The sequence below is a fragment of the Eubacteriales bacterium mix99 genome (assembly GCA_038396605.1).
Classification (GTDB): domain Bacteria; phylum Bacillota; class Clostridia; order Caldicoprobacterales; family DTU083; genus UBA4874.
Window position 1 is genome coordinate 1,192,175 of sequence record CP121690.1, and the last position, 16,443, is coordinate 1,208,617.

The window sequence follows — 16,443 nt, forward strand, 5'->3', positions numbered from 1 at the left end:
CAATAAATCTGTTTGAACTTACAAACATGAAAAATCAGCAAGGATGTGTAAATATTTTGGAACGGGAAGAGGAAATCAGAAAGGAAGTACATCGGCGGAGGACGTTTGCAATCATCTCCCATCCGGATGCAGGGAAGACAACCCTGACGGAAAAACTGCTGCTCTATGGCGGCGCCATTCGCCTGGCCGGTACGGTAAAGTCCAGAAAATCAAGGAAATATGCGGTTTCGGACTGGATGGAAATCGAAAAACAAAGGGGGATTTCCGTTACCTCCAGTGTGATGCAGTTTGATTATGACGGATGCCGGATCAATATTCTGGATACGCCGGGGCACCAGGATTTCAGTGAGGATACGTATCGTACGCTGATGGCGGCGGACAGTGCTGTGATGCTCATTGATGGGGCAAAGGGCGTGGAGGCGCAGACGATCAAGCTGTTCCAGGTGTGTAAAATGCGGGGTATTCCAATTTTTACCTTTATCAATAAGCTGGACCGTCAGTCCAGGGATCCCTTCGAATTGATGGAGGAAATCGAAAATGTACTGGGAATCCGATCCTACCCCATGAACTGGCCCATCGGTACGGAAGGAAATTTCAAGGGGGTGTATGATCGGTCGACAAGGCAGATTGAAGCCTTTCGGGGTGGAAATCACGGTCGGAGCAAGGTGGATGCCACCATTGGAAGCCCGGAGGATCCAAAATTTCAGGAGCTGCTGGGCGGGCCTCTCTATCAGCAGCTGCGGGAGGAGATCGAACTTCTGGACGGAGCCGGCGATGAATTCCGCATGGAGGAGGTGCTGGACGGGGAGCTGACTCCGATTTTCTTTGGAAGTGCCATGACCAATTTCGGAGTCCGGACGTTTTTGGAGAATTTCCTCAAAATGGCTCCCTCTCCATCGAGCCGGGTCACCTCCCAGGGTAAGGTGTCTGCGGAAAGCCTCTCTTTTTCCGGATTTGTATTTAAAATACAGGCAAATATGAACCCGGCTCACCGGGATCGGATTGCCTTTATCCGGATCTGCTCCGGCAAATTCACAAAAGGCATGGAGGTCCGGCATGTCCGGGAAGGGAAAACTGTCCGTCTCAGTCAGCCGCAGCAGTTCATTGCGCAGGACCGCATGATTGTGGATGAAGCGTATTCGGGCGACATTATCGGGATCTTTGATCCGGGCATATTCCATATTGGTGATACCCTGCTGGAGGGCAATCAGCATTTCACCTTTGAGGGAATCCCAATGTTCCCGGCAGAACATTTTGCAAGAGTGCGGCTGGTGGATGCCATGAAGAGGAAACAGTTTCTCAAGGGCATCCGGCAGATTGCGGAGGAAGGTTCCATTCAGGTCTTTAAGCAGCCGGATGTTGGCGCGGAAACCCTGATCATCGGGGTGGTGGGTGTTCTGCAGTTTGAAGTGCTGTCCTACCGGCTGAAGAACGAATACGGAGTGGAAATACAGATCCATACGCTGCCCTATACTGCAGCCAGATGGGTTCTGGATGGCAAAATAACAGGGGATGTACTCGCCTATACCGATCAGGCGGTGCTGGTGGAGGATTCCTACCAGCGGCCGGTGGTGCTTTTCCATGACAAATGGGCGGTGCAGCGGATTGCCGACAAGCATTCCAATATACGGTTTGTGGAAATTCCTCCGTCCGTTTCGGCATGACCGAATCTGTCCTGCGGATTGAAATGAAAAGAACAAGGTTTTCCTGGATGAGAAAGCCAAACAGGGAAGCCCTAAAACGGGGAAAGGGGAAGGCATAGGGGAAGACATACGGAAAGCCGGAAAGGAGAAAAACAATGGGTGTGCGATTTGGCAGGGAATACTCCGATATCGTTCAGGAGGTTGCAGTCGCTCTGGAAAATATAGACGGACTGAATGATTTCCTGAACATGGATGCGGAGCAGTGGCATTCCCTTGATGCGAAGGACAGATGGGAATATATCCGGACCATTTCAGATGATGTGTTTTATGCTCTGGGTCAGGATCCCACCCTGACCATTGGTTCCGGGTATGCGGAGTACGATGCAAAGCGGCATGTGCTGAAGGTATATGACGGATCCAAAGTCACGATTGTCAGTCTGATCTAGCAGAAAGCGTTTCCTGGATTTTTATAGTTCGATCACTTGATGCAGAATGGAAAAAGGTTTTGAAGGATACAGGGGGCTTTGTGGTGGTTAAAAAGGAAAGCGGAAGAAAAATACTGGTAGATGCGGATGCCTGTCCGGTAAAGGATATTATTTTGCAAGTTGCAAAAAGGCATTCCCTGCCGGTTATTTTTTTTATTGATACCAGTCATGTGCTGGAGGAGGACTATGCCACAGTGGTGATCATCGGGAAAGGAAAGGATGCGGTGGATTTTGCCCTGGTGAACCGCACGGAAAAGGACGGCATTGTGGTTACCCAGGATTACGGTCTGGCTGCCATGGTGCTTGCCAGAGGCGCCTGTGCCATTCATCCCGGCGGGATGATTTATACGAAAAACAATATGGACCTCCTGCTGATGGAACGGCATGTGAATGCCAAAATCCGGAGGGCCGGCGGCCGGCATTCCGGACCGTCCAAACGAAACCATCTGGATGACTCCCGGTTTGAACAGGCTTTGGAGAGGCTGTGCACGACATCTTAAGCCGCTGCCCGTTTTTGTCGGCATGGAAGTACATTTTGAATTGTGATATAGTATATAGGGTAAATAAAATAATCAAAGAGACCGGACAGGTTGGCGGAAGGAGTGAATCTGGAAATGTGCGGCAGATATCAGCTCGATGCAGATATGGAGGAAATCCTGAAGTATTACGGGATTGTCAAGGGATGGGATACGTTGCGGACACCGGAACATACGTCGGAGATTTTCCCATCCAACACGGTACCGATTGTCATAAATCGGACAGGGAAGGAACTGGTCCCTATGAAATGGGGATTCGCATCCCCCAATGGGAAAGGCCTGATTATTAACACCCGGGGGGAAACGGTGGATTATAAGCCTATGTTCCGACGGGCATTTCGTCAGAAACGCTGTCTTGTGCCGGCCAATGCCTTTTTTGAGTGGAGCCGGGCCGGAAAGAAAAGTACAAAATATCGAATTCATATGAAACAGGTCCCCATTTTTTCCATAGCGGGGATTTACGAAGATTTTCTTGACCGGAACGGAGACTCCTATCCGGCTTTTTCCATCCTTACCACGACACCCAATCCTCTGATATTCCCGATCCATGACCGGATGCCCGTGATTTTGCCGGGGGAGTGTGAAGATACCTGGCTGGATAATGGGATACGGGATTATTCTGTGCTGAAATCCTTGATTCAGCCTTACCGGGAAGAGGAAATGGCAATGGAAAAAGCATAGAAAAAGAAGAATCGGAATAATAGTATAGGACAGGGCAGAATTCATTGAAATAAACAAAAAAGCAATATCGGAGCAATATTGCATCGAGAATGCTGTTTATAGATTAAGATCCGACTGGGATCAAACTGGAAGAGGGAAACAATGCAAAATCAAATGATAAAAATATGGGACGGTACTGACTATGCGCAGGATCACAGCAATGCCGGCCAGCCGACCCTGACAACTTACCTGCTGGACGACATTGCACAATCAAATTTCCGGCCAAAAAGAGCGTCCGTTCTGATCTGTCCCGGCGGTGCCTACCGGTTTGTGTCCGATCGCGAAGCCGAGCCGGTGGCCATGCGGTTTCTTGCGGCAGGTTTTGACGCGTTTATTTTGAGATATCGTGTTGCGCCTTCCGCGAGATATCCGGAGCCCTTGCTGGATCTCTTTCGTGCAATGTGGCTGATCCGGGAGAACGCAGCAAAATGGAATCTGGATCCGGATCGGATTGCCGTGTGCGGATTCTCTGCCGGAGGGCATCTCGCCGCAAGCCTGGGGGTTTTCTGGGAGAGTCCGGAGCTTCGGGCTGCCATTGGAATGCCGGAAGGCATAAATCAACCCGATGCCCTGATTCTGGGTTATCCCGTTATTACCTCCGGAGCACACGCCCACAAGGGTTCCTTTGTCAATTTGCTTGGGGAGAATGCGCCGGAGGAGATATGGAATAAAATGTCTCTTGAATTTCAGGTAAATAAAAGTACCCCACCAAGTTTCCTGTGGCATACTTTCAGCGATCAGGCTGTTCCGGTGGAGAATTCCCTGTGTTTTGTGCGGGCATTGAATCAGCAGGGAATTCCGTTTGAACTTCATGTCTTTCCGGAAGGGCCGCATGGCTTGTCCCTTTGTGATAAGGAGACGGCAGTGGGAAATCCTTCTCTCATCAATGACCATACAGCCAAGTGGATGCCGCTATGTTTGGAATGGCTCGGCAGGCAGTTCCATGAAATCGGATAGTGACAAAACAAAAATGAATCCATGATAGTTTGAAATGGCAGCCATCAATCAGGGAATGATAGATCCCGAACCAGCGACGCTGTTGTAGGACTCATTTCAATATATACCTGGTTAAGGAGGAGAAGCATGAAACTGGAAGGTAAAGTACTAATCGCTCAAGGTGGCGGCCCGACTGCTGTCATCAACCAATCCTTGGTGGGTATTATTCTGGAAGCCCGCAGATATCCACAGATTACCAAGATATACGGCGCACTGAACGGTGTGTCCGGTATTGTTGACGAGAGGTTTGTTGACCTGACCCAGGAAACGGAACGGAACCTGGAGGAGATCGCCAATACTCCGTCCTCTGCATTGGGATCCACCAGGGATAAGCCCGACGAGGCTTACTGCAAACAGATGTTTGAGGTGATGCGTGCCCATGATATCCGGTATTTCTTCTATATTGGAGGGAATGATTCTTCCGATACGGTACGCATTGTAAGTGAAGAGGCCGGAAAGGTCGGATATGATTTTCGTACGGTGCATATTCCCAAGACCATTGACAATGATCTGATGGGAAACGATCATACTCCCGGTTACGGCTCTGCCGCAAGATTCGTTACCCAGTGTTTCATGGGGGCGAATCTGGACAATCGGGCACTGAAAGGGGTATATATCGGTATTGTCATGGGTCGGCATGCGGGATTTTTGACGGCTGCATCAGCCATGGCCCAGCGTTTTCCCGATGATGGTCCTCATCTGATCTATCTGCCGGAGAGACCCTTTCACATGAGTCAGTTTCTTTCCGATGTCAAGAAAGTTTATGATAAATACGGACGTTGCGTGATCGCCGCATCCGAAGGGGTGCAGGATGAAGAAGGACAGCCGATCATGATCAAATATGCAAACAAGGTGGAAAAAGACGCATATGGCAATGTTCAGCTCTCCGGATCCGGTATACTGGGGGACATACTGGCAACTTACATCAAGAATAAATTCCATATCAAACGGGTTCGTGCGGATACCTTTGGATATCTGCAGAGATCGTTCCTGGGAAGCGTGTCGGATACGGACCGGGCAGAAGCCAGGGAAGTCGGGGAAAAGGCAGCCCAATATGCCATTCTTCACGATATGGACGGTTCCGTTACGATCCAGAGGGTAGGCGATTATGCCGTGGATTATCGTCTGACGGATATCGGGCAGATTGCAGCATTGACCCGGTGCATGCCCGATGCCTTTATCAACGAGGAAGCCAACCATGTAACGGAAGCTTTCCGATCCTATGCCCGTCCGCTGCTTGGGTCCAATATGCCGATTGCCGGCCGGCTGCGGGCTCCCATGGTGAAAAAGCTGGTCCGGTAGTCAAAGAAACTTGTCACAATGGGCAGGAACCCGGATTCAACGCAGAACCGGGAACCGGGTCAGGAATTGTTTCAATGGAGCGGAATGACCAGGCGGTGGTCATCGCGGGGTTCCACAGTTCTGCCCGGCCAGATAACCCGTGGAAAAGGCAATTTGCAGATTGAAGCCTCCGGTGTAGGCATCCGTGTCCAGGATTTCCCCGGCAAGGAAGAGGCCCTGTACCAGTCTGGATTCCATGGTGCCGGGACGGATTTCCTTCACTGACACCCCGCCGGAGGTAATGATGGCCTCCTGAATCGGACGATAGCCCTGTATGGTAAGGGACAAGCCCTTCAGCAGCCGGACCAGGTTCCGGCGTTCTTCCCTTGTGATCTGATGAATGGGCTTGTCAGCAGGAATTTCGGAAAGCCGGATGATAATCGGAATCAGCTTTTGCGGCAGCAGTTCATTCAGTCCGTTGGACAGGTTTTTGCGGGCATATTTTGCAAAATCCCTTTGAATCCGGTGATCCAGCTGCTCTTCGGACAGTGCAGGCTTCAGGTCAATTCGGATCCGGTACTTTCCCGGTTTCATTTTTCCCATATAGGAACTGGCGGAAAGGATCACCGGACCGGATACGCCGAAGTGGGTGAAGATCATTTCTCCGAAATCCCGGAAAAGCTTCCTGCCGCGTTTGTCCAGGACTGTAAGGGATATGTTTTTCAGGGACAGTCCCTGAGCATCTTTCGGCCAGTCCTCCACGGTTTCCAAAGGCACCAGGGACGGAGTGAGCGGCGTCACAGTGTGACCAAGCTCCTTCGCGAACCGATAGCCGTCTCCTGTGGAACCGGTCGTCGGGTAGGACAGGCCGCCGGTTGCGAGAATCACGCTGCTGCAGGGCAGGATTTTTCCGCTTTTCAGCAATACGCCCGTAACATGTCCGTTTTCGGCAAGGATTCTGTCTGCTTCTGTGTGCAGCTTTTGCTTCACGTGGTACCGGTTCAGGTTCTTTTCCAGAGCCCGGATCACATCGGAAGACTTATCGGATACCGGGAACACCCGATTACCGCGTTCGACTTTGGTGGCAAGCCCCAGATCCTTCAGCAGTGCAATCAGATCTTTGCTGTTGAAAGCGGAAAAAGCGCTGTACAGGAATTTCCCGTTGGTGGGGACGCTGGCAATGAGATTCTCCGGATCGGTGTTGTTGGTGACGTTGCACCGTCCCTTTCCCGTCAGGTAAAGTTTTTTCCCCAGTTTTTCATTTTTTTCGATCAGCGTAACTTCAGGATTCCGGCTGCCGGCTGTGGCAGCTGCCATCATTCCTGCCGGCCCGCCCCCGATGACAACGACTGTATCCTGTCTGCTCATAAAAAGAGTCCTTTCGCATTGGATTTCTTTCGATTGCTTTGTTTTACATACTGTTTTCCGGTTCCCATGGTAACAGGTTTTCTTCCATTTCACAACCCAATGGAAATTATTCTGAAAAGGGCGCATATTTTTCTCCGGACCGTGTTATAATAACCGTGTCGAAAGAGGAAAAGGAAAAAGCCACTTTCGGAAAATCCAGATACAAGTCGGATTGGAAACAGAGGATGGGAAAACCGGTACGATGATTTGATTGGTTTCAATCGGCACGGTTGATAATAAAAACCACTTGTATTCTGGATGGTATCATAGTAAGATAGTATATGCAGTTTTAAAAGTTAACAGTTTGCTGTGCTAGATGGGGAGGTAGCGGTGCCCTGTAACCCGCAACCCGCTATAGCGGGATTGAATTCCTGCCCGAGGTTTGCAGCATGTAAGGTTCAGGACCCCGGTAAGTGATGAAGAGGATTGGGTCCTGCGCAACGGAGACCCGTGAACCCTGTCAGATCCGGAAGGAAGCAGCAGTAAGCGGAAATTTTCGTGTGCCGCAGGGAAGCCTGATTGGAGTTAACTGCTTGGTTTCCGCTTATAGGTTCAGATCAGAGGTAGGTGCACAGCGATTATTTTCTACAAGCCATGATTTTCATGGCTTGTATTGTTATGTTAAGCTTTTTTTGCCTGACAATTCCCGGTTTCTTATGATATAATTGAACTGTCCTGTGTTGAGAATCAACAAATTCCATGGAAGGCGGGTGTAACGCCAATGTATACAGCGCTTTACCGGCAGTGGCGTCCGGATACTTTCCGGGATGTGGTAGGGCAGGATACCATTATCCAGACGTTGAAGAATCAGCTGTTCAGCGGGCATGTTGCCCATGCATACCTGTTCTGCGGATCCCGTGGCACCGGGAAAACCAGTACAGCCAAGATATTTTCCAGAGCCATCAACTGCATGTCTCCCACGGAGGATGGTCCCTGTGGCAAATGCGAGGCCTGCGTCAATTTGTCTTCGGAAAACAATATGGACATTGTGGAGATCGACGCCGCGTCCAACAACGGGGTGGATGAGATTCGCGATCTGCGCGATAAGATACGATTTCCTCCTACCATCGGGAAATATAAGGTCTATATCATAGATGAAGTCCATATGCTGTCGATGGGCGCATTCAATGCCTTGCTCAAGACATTGGAAGAGCCGCCTGCCCATGTCGTGTTTATACTGGCCACCACGGAGCCTCACAAACTCCCGGCTACAGTATTGTCCCGCTGCCAGAGGTTTGATTTCAAGCGGATTCCGGGAGGCGTCATGGTGGAACGGATGAAGGCCATCTGCAGCAAGATGAAGGTTACGGTGGAGGAAAGCGGGCTTTCCGTTATTGCCCGCTGGGCAGAGGGAGGCATGCGGGATGCCCTCAGCTTATTGGATCAATGTATGGGGCTTTGCGGTGACCGGATCACCAAAGATGACATTCTCAATGTTCTGGGCACTGCGGATCAGAGCTTTCTTTTTCAGGCAGCGGATGATATTTTGTCAGGCGATGTGCAGGGAATCCTAAGCCGCATTGATTGGCTGGTCGGGGATGGAAAGGATCTGAATGCCTTTCTGCGGGAGCTGCTGCAGCAGCTGCGGGACCTGCTGATCGTGAAGTTCTGCAAGGATCCCGACAAACTTCTGGATGTGGAGGATTCCACCCTGGAGCGATTGAAGGAGCAGGCGAAAAAGGCTGGAGAAGCACGGCTTATCCGTTCTGTGGACCTTCTGTCCTCCCTGGAGTCGGAGCTGAGACGGAGCACCCAGCCAAGAATACTGTTGGAATTGGCGGCGGTGAAGCTATGCCGGCCTCAGGAGGAGGATTCCCTTGCAGCTCTGACGGACCGGATCGAAGTGCTGGAAAAGCAGGTAAGGGAAGGCATTCCAGGGCAGGCGCCCGGTCCGGAAGAATCCGGCCTGCCGGATGCAATATCTTCTGCCGCAGAGACGCACCATCCAGTGAAAGAAAGCGAAGAAAACCCGGAGGAGCCTGAATCCGGCAGGAAACCGGCTGCCGAAGAGAAGACAGGTGAGCAGGGACCGTCCAATGCGGACAGCCCGGCCCCAAAAAGGAATGGGAAAAACCCGGAGGAGTCCAACAATGGGAAACCAAACGGGAAAGTTCATTCACAGGAGGGGGAACCGGGTTCCGGTTCGGATGCGGAAAAGGATCCGGTATGGGCCTGGCCCGAAATACTGGCGAACATCAAGGGAGAGCGAATGGCCATTTATACTCTTCTGAAAGAGGCAAAACCCAGGATGGATTCAAAAAATGTTTTTATGCTGCAGTTTCCCCCGACTTCCGGATTTTTCATTGCTGCCATTGAGAAAGAGGAGAACAGGGTATTTTTGGAGGAGCAGATCCAAAAGGTAACGGGATGCAAGGTCCGGCTCCGGTGTCAGATGAAAGAGGACGCCGGGAAACAAACCGGTGCAGTGGATGATATTGTCAAAAAGGCGGTCAGGGTGTTTGGAAAAGATCTGGTAAAAGTAGTGGATGAGAAAAAATAAGAAAAGAAAAAGATTGAAATTACAGCGGAGCTGTGATACAAACGATATTGTGTAAAATGAATGGACAGGAAAACAAGCATGCAAGGACCATAGAAGGAGGAAGGGAATATGGCAAAAGGCGGATTTCCAGGCGGAATGAACATGGGCAACATGAACAACCTGATGAAGCAGGCAAAAAAGATGCAGGAACAGATGGTGAAGATACAGCAGGAGCTGGAAGGAAAGACAGTGGAGGCTTCGTCGGGCGGAGGGGTGGTCACGGTTGTTGCCAACGGGAAAAAGGAGATCGTTGAAATCACAATTCAACCGGAGGCAGTGGATCCCGGGGATATCGAAATGCTTCAGGACCTTATTCTGGCTGCAGTCAATGAGGCAATCCGGAAAGCGGACGAGATGGCACAGAGCGAAATGTCCAAATTGACCGGCGGAATGGGTATGCCTTCGGGACTGGTTTAATACGACAGGAAAGTGGTGGGTCATCCATGAGTTATTATATTGAGCCGATTGCCCGCCTGATCAACGAGCTGTCCAGGCTGCCGGGCATTGGCGGGAAGTCCGCCCGCCGTCTGGCCTTTCATATTGTCAATATGCCGAAGGAGCAGGTTCAGGCGTTGACGCAGGCCATACTTCATGCCAGAAGTGAGATCCGGTACTGTTCCATTTGCTGCAACATGACCGATCGGGATCCCTGCGCCATCTGCAGCAGCAACAACAGGGACAAATCGGTTATCTGTGTTGTAAAGGATCCCAGGGATGTTGTGGCCATGGAAAAAATGCACGATTACCGGGGAGTATACCATGTTCTTCATGGGACCATATCGCCCATGGAGGGAATTGGGCCGGATGATATCCGCATCCGGGAGCTTCTTTCCCGGATCAACGACGGTAAGGTTCGGGAAGTGATCCTTGCGACCAACCCGGATGTGGAAGGCGAAGCTACGGCAGTTTATATCTCCAGGCTGATCAAGCCCCTGGGGATCCGTGTAACCCGCATTGCTCATGGTATTCCGATAGGCGGCGATCTGGAATATGCGGATGAGGTAACCTTGTCCAAGGCAATGGAAGGCCGCAGGGAAATGTAACAAAGACAGAATATTATAAATGGAATATGAAAAATTCGGGTTGTCTGCTGGCTCGAATTTTTTTATTTGCCCTCCTTTCCTGCGGTTAAAAATACGAAAATTCTGTTCGCCTTTCCGGGCCCTGGTGAATTTCATCAGGCTGTTTTTTATTGTCACTTTTTGTTCATCAGGTATAACAAGTTTATGTGCAGAATAATATGGTAATAATAATATAAGCAAATACTTGTTGGGAGTGGAGCTTATGAAAAATTATTTGCTTGCCTTATTGGGAAATGACATCCATATGGAGGAACAGCTGGCAGAGGACGGAAAGGAGCTGCTGGACGAAGTTACGGCAGCCCGTCAGGAGTGGGATGCTGCCCAGAGTTATTTTGAAAATGTCAGCGATCCGGAATTGGTGGACTATGCTATTTTCAAGCAGGAGGCAGCAAAGAGAAAATATATGTATCTTTTGAATCTGGCACGAAAGGAAGGACTGTCCGGGAACCGGATCTTTTCCGGGGGAAATAAGATCAGCCCGTCATAAAAGCTGAAACCTCCCCATATATATAACTGGACAGGACGGATAATGGATCCTGACAGAAATAGTATGATACAGGGTGTGGTATGATGGGACTGGATATCCCTTTTAATGTAATCATTGCCTATGCTTTGGGATTGGCCTTGCTTTATTTTGTTGGGTGGCTGCTTCTTGTACCAATGAAATGGCTGCTTCGTTTTCTACTGAACGGTGTGATCGGCGGCGTTGCATTGTGGGTATTGAATCTGCTCGGCGGTTTGACCGGCATAACAGTCGCCATCAATTTCGTTACGGCGCTTACCGTGGGATTTTTGGGGATCCCGGGACTGGTTTTGATTTTGCTCCTTCAATTTGCATTATTGTAAATGCATTTGAGGTTTTCTTCTTCGTATCAATTTGTTATTGAGCTTTCATCAGCTGTGCATGCGCACTTGTTGTTTCTGTATGTATTGTCTGAAAGTTTGCCCGGCAGGACAGGGACTGCTTGAATCAGAAAAGCAGGACGTGTTACAATGGTGGAAAGAAAACAAAGGATGTGACAGAAACAATGGGAAAGAAGAGAATTTTCAGCGGTGCACAGCCCACCGGTATTCTTACCCTTGGAAATTATCTGGGTGCCCTGCGGAATTGGGTCACCCTTCAGGAAGAATATGACTGCATTTATTGTATTGTGGATCTGCATTCACTGACAATTCGTCGGGACCCGGCAGAGCTTCGGAAATGCAGGACATCTCTGATCGCCCAATATATGGCATGCGGCATAGATCCGGACCGCAGTATTCTGTTTATGCAGTCCCATGTCAGTGCTCATGCCGAATTAAGCTGGATTCTGAGCTGTTATACCTATGTGGGAGAGCTGAGCAGGATGATCCAGTTCAAGGAAAAGGCTGCCAAACATTCCGATAATGTCAACGCAGGACTTTTGACCTATCCGGTGCTGATGGCTGCTGATATTCTGTTGTATCAGACGGATCTTGTTCCGGTGGGGAATGATCAGAAACAGCATCTGGAGATCGCCCGGGACATTGCCGGCCGCTTTAACGGGATTTACGGCAATGTATTCCGGATTCCGGAAGGATATATTCCCAAAACGGGTGCCAGGATTATGAATCTGCAGGATCCTGCTGTCAAGATGTCCAAATCTGCTGAAAATGCAAACACCTTTATCTCCCTGCTGGATCCGCCGGATACGATTGTACGGAAATTCAAGCGCGCTGTCACGGATTCCGAAGCCGTGGTACGGTACGATGAGGAAAGCAAGCCGGGTATCAGCAATCTGATGTCCATTTATTCCGCTGTGACCGGAAAGGGCCTGGAGGAAACAGAAAGGGAATTTGAAGGGAAAGGTTACGGCGATTTCAAAACAGCAGTGGGCGAAGTGGTGGCAGATACTTTAGAACCGATCCAGGACCGTTATCAGCATTTGATGGATTCAAAGGACTATTTGTGCGATGTCATGAAAAAAGGGGCGGAGGATGCAGGATGCATTGCCGAAAGAACGCTTCATAAAGTTTACCGGAAAGTTGGACTGGCTTAAGGCGGCGAAAGATGCGGCAGCGATATGTTTTTGTCTGTTCTGTCATTGCATAATGTGATATAGTGTGGATCATACTATGTTCAGATGATTGGAAAGGGTGTAATCTATGGATTTTTTCAATGACCTGGGGAAAACCCTGAATAACGTGGCCAGACAAGTGGGAGAGAAGTCCGGGGAGCTTCTGGACACCGGAAGATGGAATATGGAAATCCTGAAGCAGGAGGATGCCATACGGAAAGTCTATCGAAAAATCGGGGAACAGATATATACGGAATACGATAAGGGAGAAAATTATGCCGGTACTGTGGATGAATTGTGTGAGGAAATCCGCCGGCGGAAAAGTAAAATAGAATTTCTGAATGTAAAGTTAAAGGAAGCGAAAAAGGCAGAGAAACGGGCAGAAGAAAAGGCGGAAACAAAGGCAGGAAAAGAAGAGGAGGAAGTGAAAGATCCTCTGGAAAAGGACAGGAAAAGCAAGACGGGCCCGGATCAAACTGCAGCAGGGATCAATATTGGGGATGCCGAAGAAGTTCAGAGCAACAGCGGGAATCCGGCAACATCCTATTTTGAGGCAGCGGAAAGAATGCAAAAAAGGGAGAAAAATGAGTAAAATTTTTGTTTTATCAATTGGTAAGCGGGGTAAATTATGAATTGATAGACATTAAAGATTAACATCAAAGATCAGAAGGGGGAATTGGAATGAAAAAATATCAATGTTCCGTGTGCGGTTATGTCTATGATCCCGAGGCAGGGGACCCGGACGCAGGAATCAAACCCGGCACAGCCTTTGAGGATCTGCCGGATGATTGGGTGTGCCCGGAATGCGGAGCGGAAAAGGATATGTTTGAGCCTGTGGATTAAGAAAGCCCGGCATTGTCCATGCAGAGCGATACTGCGCAGACAAAAAACAGCTGCGGCATGGCATTTGTCTGCTGCAGCTGTTTTTGATTCCAACTGCATTCATCTGCTGCAGCTATTTTCCTGTTGTGGGTTGGGGTCGTTGCTGGTTCGTTCAGGAAAAGGGGAGAAGCGAAATGGCACAGAGTAACTTTAATGATTTGGAAGCACTGGAAATTGCGATAGACATAGAAAAGCGCGGGGAGAGTTTTTACCGGCAGGCAACGTCACTGGCACCGAATGACGATGTGAGCAGGATGCTGACAGATCTGGCGGATCAGGAAAGGGATCATGCCAGGACATTTCGCAGCATTTATCTTGAGCTTTCGGAAAAGAAGCAGGGATTTGATGATACCTACCTGTATGATCCGGAGGTGACAGCTTATCTGCGGGCTGTATCCGAGAATACTGTCTTTCCGTCAGATGCCCGGCAGCAGGAGGTAATGGAAGAAATTCAGAGCATTTCGGATGTTTTTAAAACAGGTATTCAGGCAGAAAAGGATTCTATCCTCTTTTATACGGAAATGACCATATATGCGAGGTATGTTGATGCAAAATCAGCGTTTCGCAGGCTTATGAAGGAAGAGAAGAAGCATCTGATTGAACTTCAGACAAAATGGAACGAATACAGGCAGTCGGAAGGGCAAAAGCCAGAAGGCTGAATACCAGAAACGTTGAGCAGCAAAAGGGGTAGCTTTAAAAGCAGGAACATGAAGAGTTGAAGAGTACTGGAATAAATAAAGAAAGTGCGAAAAGTACTTGCAAAATCCGTCGATTCTTGATAGAATAATATGTACTGTGGGTGAGAAAGAGAATTGCTTCGGAAAGTCTCATAAAAACACAGCAGATCATTAATTGATTGAAAAAAGATTAAAAATTGTTATTGACAAAGCGGAGACGATTTGTTAATATAGGAAAGTCGCCTTGAGGGAGCAGGTAAAGCAAGTGATGAATCAACTGCGAACGGCAGAGGCGGCAGGAAGACTGGTCCTTGAAAACAGAACAGTACAAATCCGTGAGTCGGAAGCCTGAGTCAGAAGCGGGAGAGATCCAGCGGAGAGCAGGGAGAAGAGGAACGGAAAGGAATTGAAATCGAAGTCAATTCTGGAGGAACAACGCAAAGCGGAAGCAAGCGTTAAGGAAAGAGCCAAGCAAACGAAACCCATGAGGGTTTGAAGCTTTAATGGGAGAGTTTGATCCTGGCTCAGGACGAACGCTGGCGGCGTGCCTAACACATGCAAGTCGAGCGGGATATACCGGTTTAGTTTACTAAGCTGGTAAATTCAGCGGCGGACGGGTGAGTAATGCGTGAGCAATCTGCCTTGTACAGGGGGATAACAGCCGGAAACGGCTGCTAATACCGCATAAGGCCACAGTACCGCATGGTACAGGGGTCAAAGGAGAGATCCGGTATAAGATGAGCTCGCGTTCCATTAGCTGGTTGGTGAGGTAACGGCCCACCAAGGCAACGATGGGTAGCCGGCCTGAGAGGGTGAACGGCCACATTGGGACTGAGACACGGCCCAAACTCCTACGGGAGGCAGCAGTGGGGGATATTGCGCAATGGGGGGAACCCTGACGCAGCAACGCCGCGTGAGTGAAGGAGGCCTTCGGGTCGTAAAACTCTGTGACAGGGGAAGAAGAAAGTGACGGTACCCTGAGAGGAAGCCCCGGCTAACTACGTGCCAGCAGCCGCGGTAACACGTAGGGGGCAAGCGTTGTCCGGAATTACTGGGCGTAAAGGGTGCGTAGGCGGCCGAGCAAGTCCGATGTGAAAGACCACGGCTAAACTGTGGGGGTGCATAGGAAACTGTCCGGCTTGAGTGCAGGAGAGGAAAGTGGAATTCCTAGTGTAGCGGTGAAATGCGTAGAGATTAGGAAGAACACCAGTGGCGAAGGCGACTTTCTGGACTGTAACTGACGCTGAGGCACGAAAGCGTGGGGAGCGAACAGGATTAGATACCCTGGTAGTCCACGCCGTAAACGATGGATACTAGGTGTAGGGGGTATCGACCCCCCCTGTGCCGGAGTTAACGCAATAAGTATCCCGCCTGGGGAGTACGGCCGCAAGGTTGAAACTCAAAGGAATTGACGGGGGCCCGCACAAGCAGCGGAGCATGTGGTTTAATTCGAAGCAACGCGAAGAACCTTACCAGGGCTTGACATCCCTCCGACGGGCATAGAGATATGCCGTTTCAGCAATGGACGGGGGAGACAGGTGGTGCATGGTTGTCGTCAGCTCGTGTCGTGAGATGTTGGGTTAAGTCCCGCAACGAGCGCAACCCTTATCAACAGTTACCAGCAAGTAAAGTTGGGGACTCTGAAGAGACTGCCGGGGAGAACTCGGAGGAAGGTGGGGATGACGTCAAATCATCATGCCCCTTATGTCCTGGGCTACACACGTGCTACAATGGCCTGAAACAAAGGGAAGCGAAGGCGCAAGCCGGAGCGGAACCCAGAAAGCAGGTCTCAGTTCGGATTGTGGGCTGCAACCCGCCCACATGAAGTCGGAGTTGCTAGTAATCGCGAATCAGCATGTCGCGGTGAATGCGTTCCCGGGCCTTGTACACACCGCCCGTCACACCATGGGAGTCGGGGGCACCCGAAGCCGGTGACCGAACCGAAAGGGAGGAGCCGTCGAAGGTGAAACTGATGACTGGGGTGAAGTCGTAACAAGGTAGCCGTATCGGAAGGTGCGGCTGGATCACCTCCTTTCTAGGGAGAAATTCTTAGATCGAACTTAGCCGGAAGGTTAAGGGAATGATGGAACAACAGGTTCCAGAATCTGATGGAATATTGCTTGGATTTCAATTTTGTACTGTTTTGTTTTGAGGGATCA

Annotated in this window: 16 protein-coding genes, 1 rRNA gene and 1 other RNA gene; 17 read left to right on the plus strand and 1 reads right to left on the minus strand. The window is 49.9% G+C overall.

Features of this window, described 5'->3' with window-relative positions:
* Nucleotides 1-26 precede the first annotated feature (26 nt).
* The 6 genes from QBE55_05015 (at nt 27) to QBE55_05040 (ending at nt 5,682) form a co-directional block, all read left to right on the plus strand.
* Nucleotides 27-1,664 carry a peptide chain release factor 3 gene (locus QBE55_05015; GenBank protein WZL79513.1) on the plus strand — a complete coding sequence of 546 codons (1,638 nt, stop codon included), beginning with the start codon at nt 27-29 and terminating at the stop codon, nt 1,662-1,664.
* A 134-nt stretch (nt 1,665-1,798) separates the two neighbouring features.
* Complete coding sequence (locus QBE55_05020) at nt 1,799-2,089, plus strand: hypothetical protein (GenBank protein WZL79514.1); 291 nt, start codon at nt 1,799-1,801, stop codon at nt 2,087-2,089.
* Between the two features lie 83 nt (nt 2,090-2,172).
* Nucleotides 2,173-2,628 carry a YaiI/YqxD family protein gene (locus tag QBE55_05025; GenBank protein WZL79515.1) on the plus strand — a complete coding sequence of 152 codons (456 nt, stop codon included), beginning with the start codon at nt 2,173-2,175 and terminating at the stop codon, nt 2,626-2,628.
* 90 nt (nt 2,629-2,718) lie between these two features.
* Nucleotides 2,719-3,345, plus strand: a complete 627-nt coding sequence (locus QBE55_05030; protein WZL79516.1) for an SOS response-associated peptidase — start codon at nt 2,719-2,721, stop codon at nt 3,343-3,345.
* Between the two features lie 141 nt (nt 3,346-3,486).
* Nucleotides 3,487-4,341 (plus strand): alpha/beta hydrolase, encoded by an 855-nt coding sequence (locus tag QBE55_05035; protein ID WZL79517.1) that lies wholly within the window; start codon nt 3,487-3,489, stop codon nt 4,339-4,341.
* A gap of 126 nt (nt 4,342-4,467) precedes the next feature.
* Nucleotides 4,468-5,682 carry a 6-phosphofructokinase gene (locus QBE55_05040; protein WZL79518.1) on the plus strand — a complete coding sequence of 405 codons (1,215 nt, stop codon included), beginning with the start codon at nt 4,468-4,470 and terminating at the stop codon, nt 5,680-5,682.
* Between the two features lie 99 nt (nt 5,683-5,781).
* Here QBE55_05040 and QBE55_05045 read toward each other — a convergent pair whose 3' ends face one another.
* Nucleotides 5,782-7,029 carry an NAD(P)/FAD-dependent oxidoreductase gene (locus tag QBE55_05045; protein ID WZL79519.1) on the minus strand — a complete coding sequence of 416 codons (1,248 nt, stop codon included), beginning with the start codon at nt 7,027-7,029 and terminating at the stop codon, nt 5,782-5,784.
* Between the two features lie 346 nt (nt 7,030-7,375).
* Here QBE55_05045 and ffs point away from each other — a divergent pair.
* The 11 genes from ffs (at nt 7,376) to QBE55_05100 (ending at nt 16,319) form a co-directional block, all read left to right on the plus strand.
* An RNA gene (gene ffs / locus QBE55_05050) (signal recognition particle sRNA large type) lies at nt 7,376-7,643 on the plus strand.
* Between the two features lie 146 nt (nt 7,644-7,789).
* Entirely contained in the window at nt 7,790-9,568 is a 1,779-nt protein-coding gene (dnaX, locus tag QBE55_05055; protein ID WZL79520.1) for a DNA polymerase III subunit gamma/tau, read from the plus strand.
* A gap of 108 nt (nt 9,569-9,676) precedes the next feature.
* Nucleotides 9,677-10,024, plus strand: a complete 348-nt coding sequence (locus QBE55_05060) for a YbaB/EbfC family nucleoid-associated protein (protein WZL79521.1) — start codon at nt 9,677-9,679, stop codon at nt 10,022-10,024.
* A gap of 26 nt (nt 10,025-10,050) precedes the next feature.
* Nucleotides 10,051-10,650: a recombination mediator RecR gene (recR, locus tag QBE55_05065; GenBank protein ID WZL79522.1), complete on the plus strand. Its 600-nt coding sequence runs from the start codon at nt 10,051-10,053 to the stop codon at nt 10,648-10,650.
* Nucleotides 10,651-10,891: 241 nt separating this feature from the next.
* Nucleotides 10,892-11,176, plus strand: coding sequence for a YaaL family protein (locus tag QBE55_05070; protein ID WZL79523.1), 285 nt, complete (start codon nt 10,892-10,894; stop codon nt 11,174-11,176).
* An 80-nt stretch (nt 11,177-11,256) separates the two neighbouring features.
* Nucleotides 11,257-11,535, plus strand: a complete 279-nt coding sequence (locus QBE55_05075) for a pro-sigmaK processing inhibitor BofA family protein (GenBank protein ID WZL79524.1) — start codon at nt 11,257-11,259, stop codon at nt 11,533-11,535.
* A gap of 182 nt (nt 11,536-11,717) precedes the next feature.
* Nucleotides 11,718-12,707 carry a tryptophan--tRNA ligase gene (gene trpS, locus QBE55_05080; GenBank protein WZL79525.1) on the plus strand — a complete coding sequence of 330 codons (990 nt, stop codon included), beginning with the start codon at nt 11,718-11,720 and terminating at the stop codon, nt 12,705-12,707.
* Nucleotides 12,708-12,813: 106 nt separating this feature from the next.
* Nucleotides 12,814-13,317, plus strand: a complete 504-nt coding sequence (locus QBE55_05085) for a hypothetical protein (protein WZL79526.1) — start codon at nt 12,814-12,816, stop codon at nt 13,315-13,317.
* A gap of 89 nt (nt 13,318-13,406) precedes the next feature.
* Nucleotides 13,407-13,568, plus strand: a complete 162-nt coding sequence (locus QBE55_05090; GenBank protein WZL79527.1) for a rubredoxin — start codon at nt 13,407-13,409, stop codon at nt 13,566-13,568.
* Between the two features lie 173 nt (nt 13,569-13,741).
* Nucleotides 13,742-14,266, plus strand: coding sequence for a ferritin family protein (locus QBE55_05095; protein ID WZL79528.1), 525 nt, complete (start codon nt 13,742-13,744; stop codon nt 14,264-14,266).
* A gap of 519 nt (nt 14,267-14,785) precedes the next feature.
* Nucleotides 14,786-16,319: ribosomal RNA gene (locus QBE55_05100) — 16S ribosomal RNA — on the plus strand.
* Nucleotides 16,320-16,443: the final 124 nt, after the last annotated feature.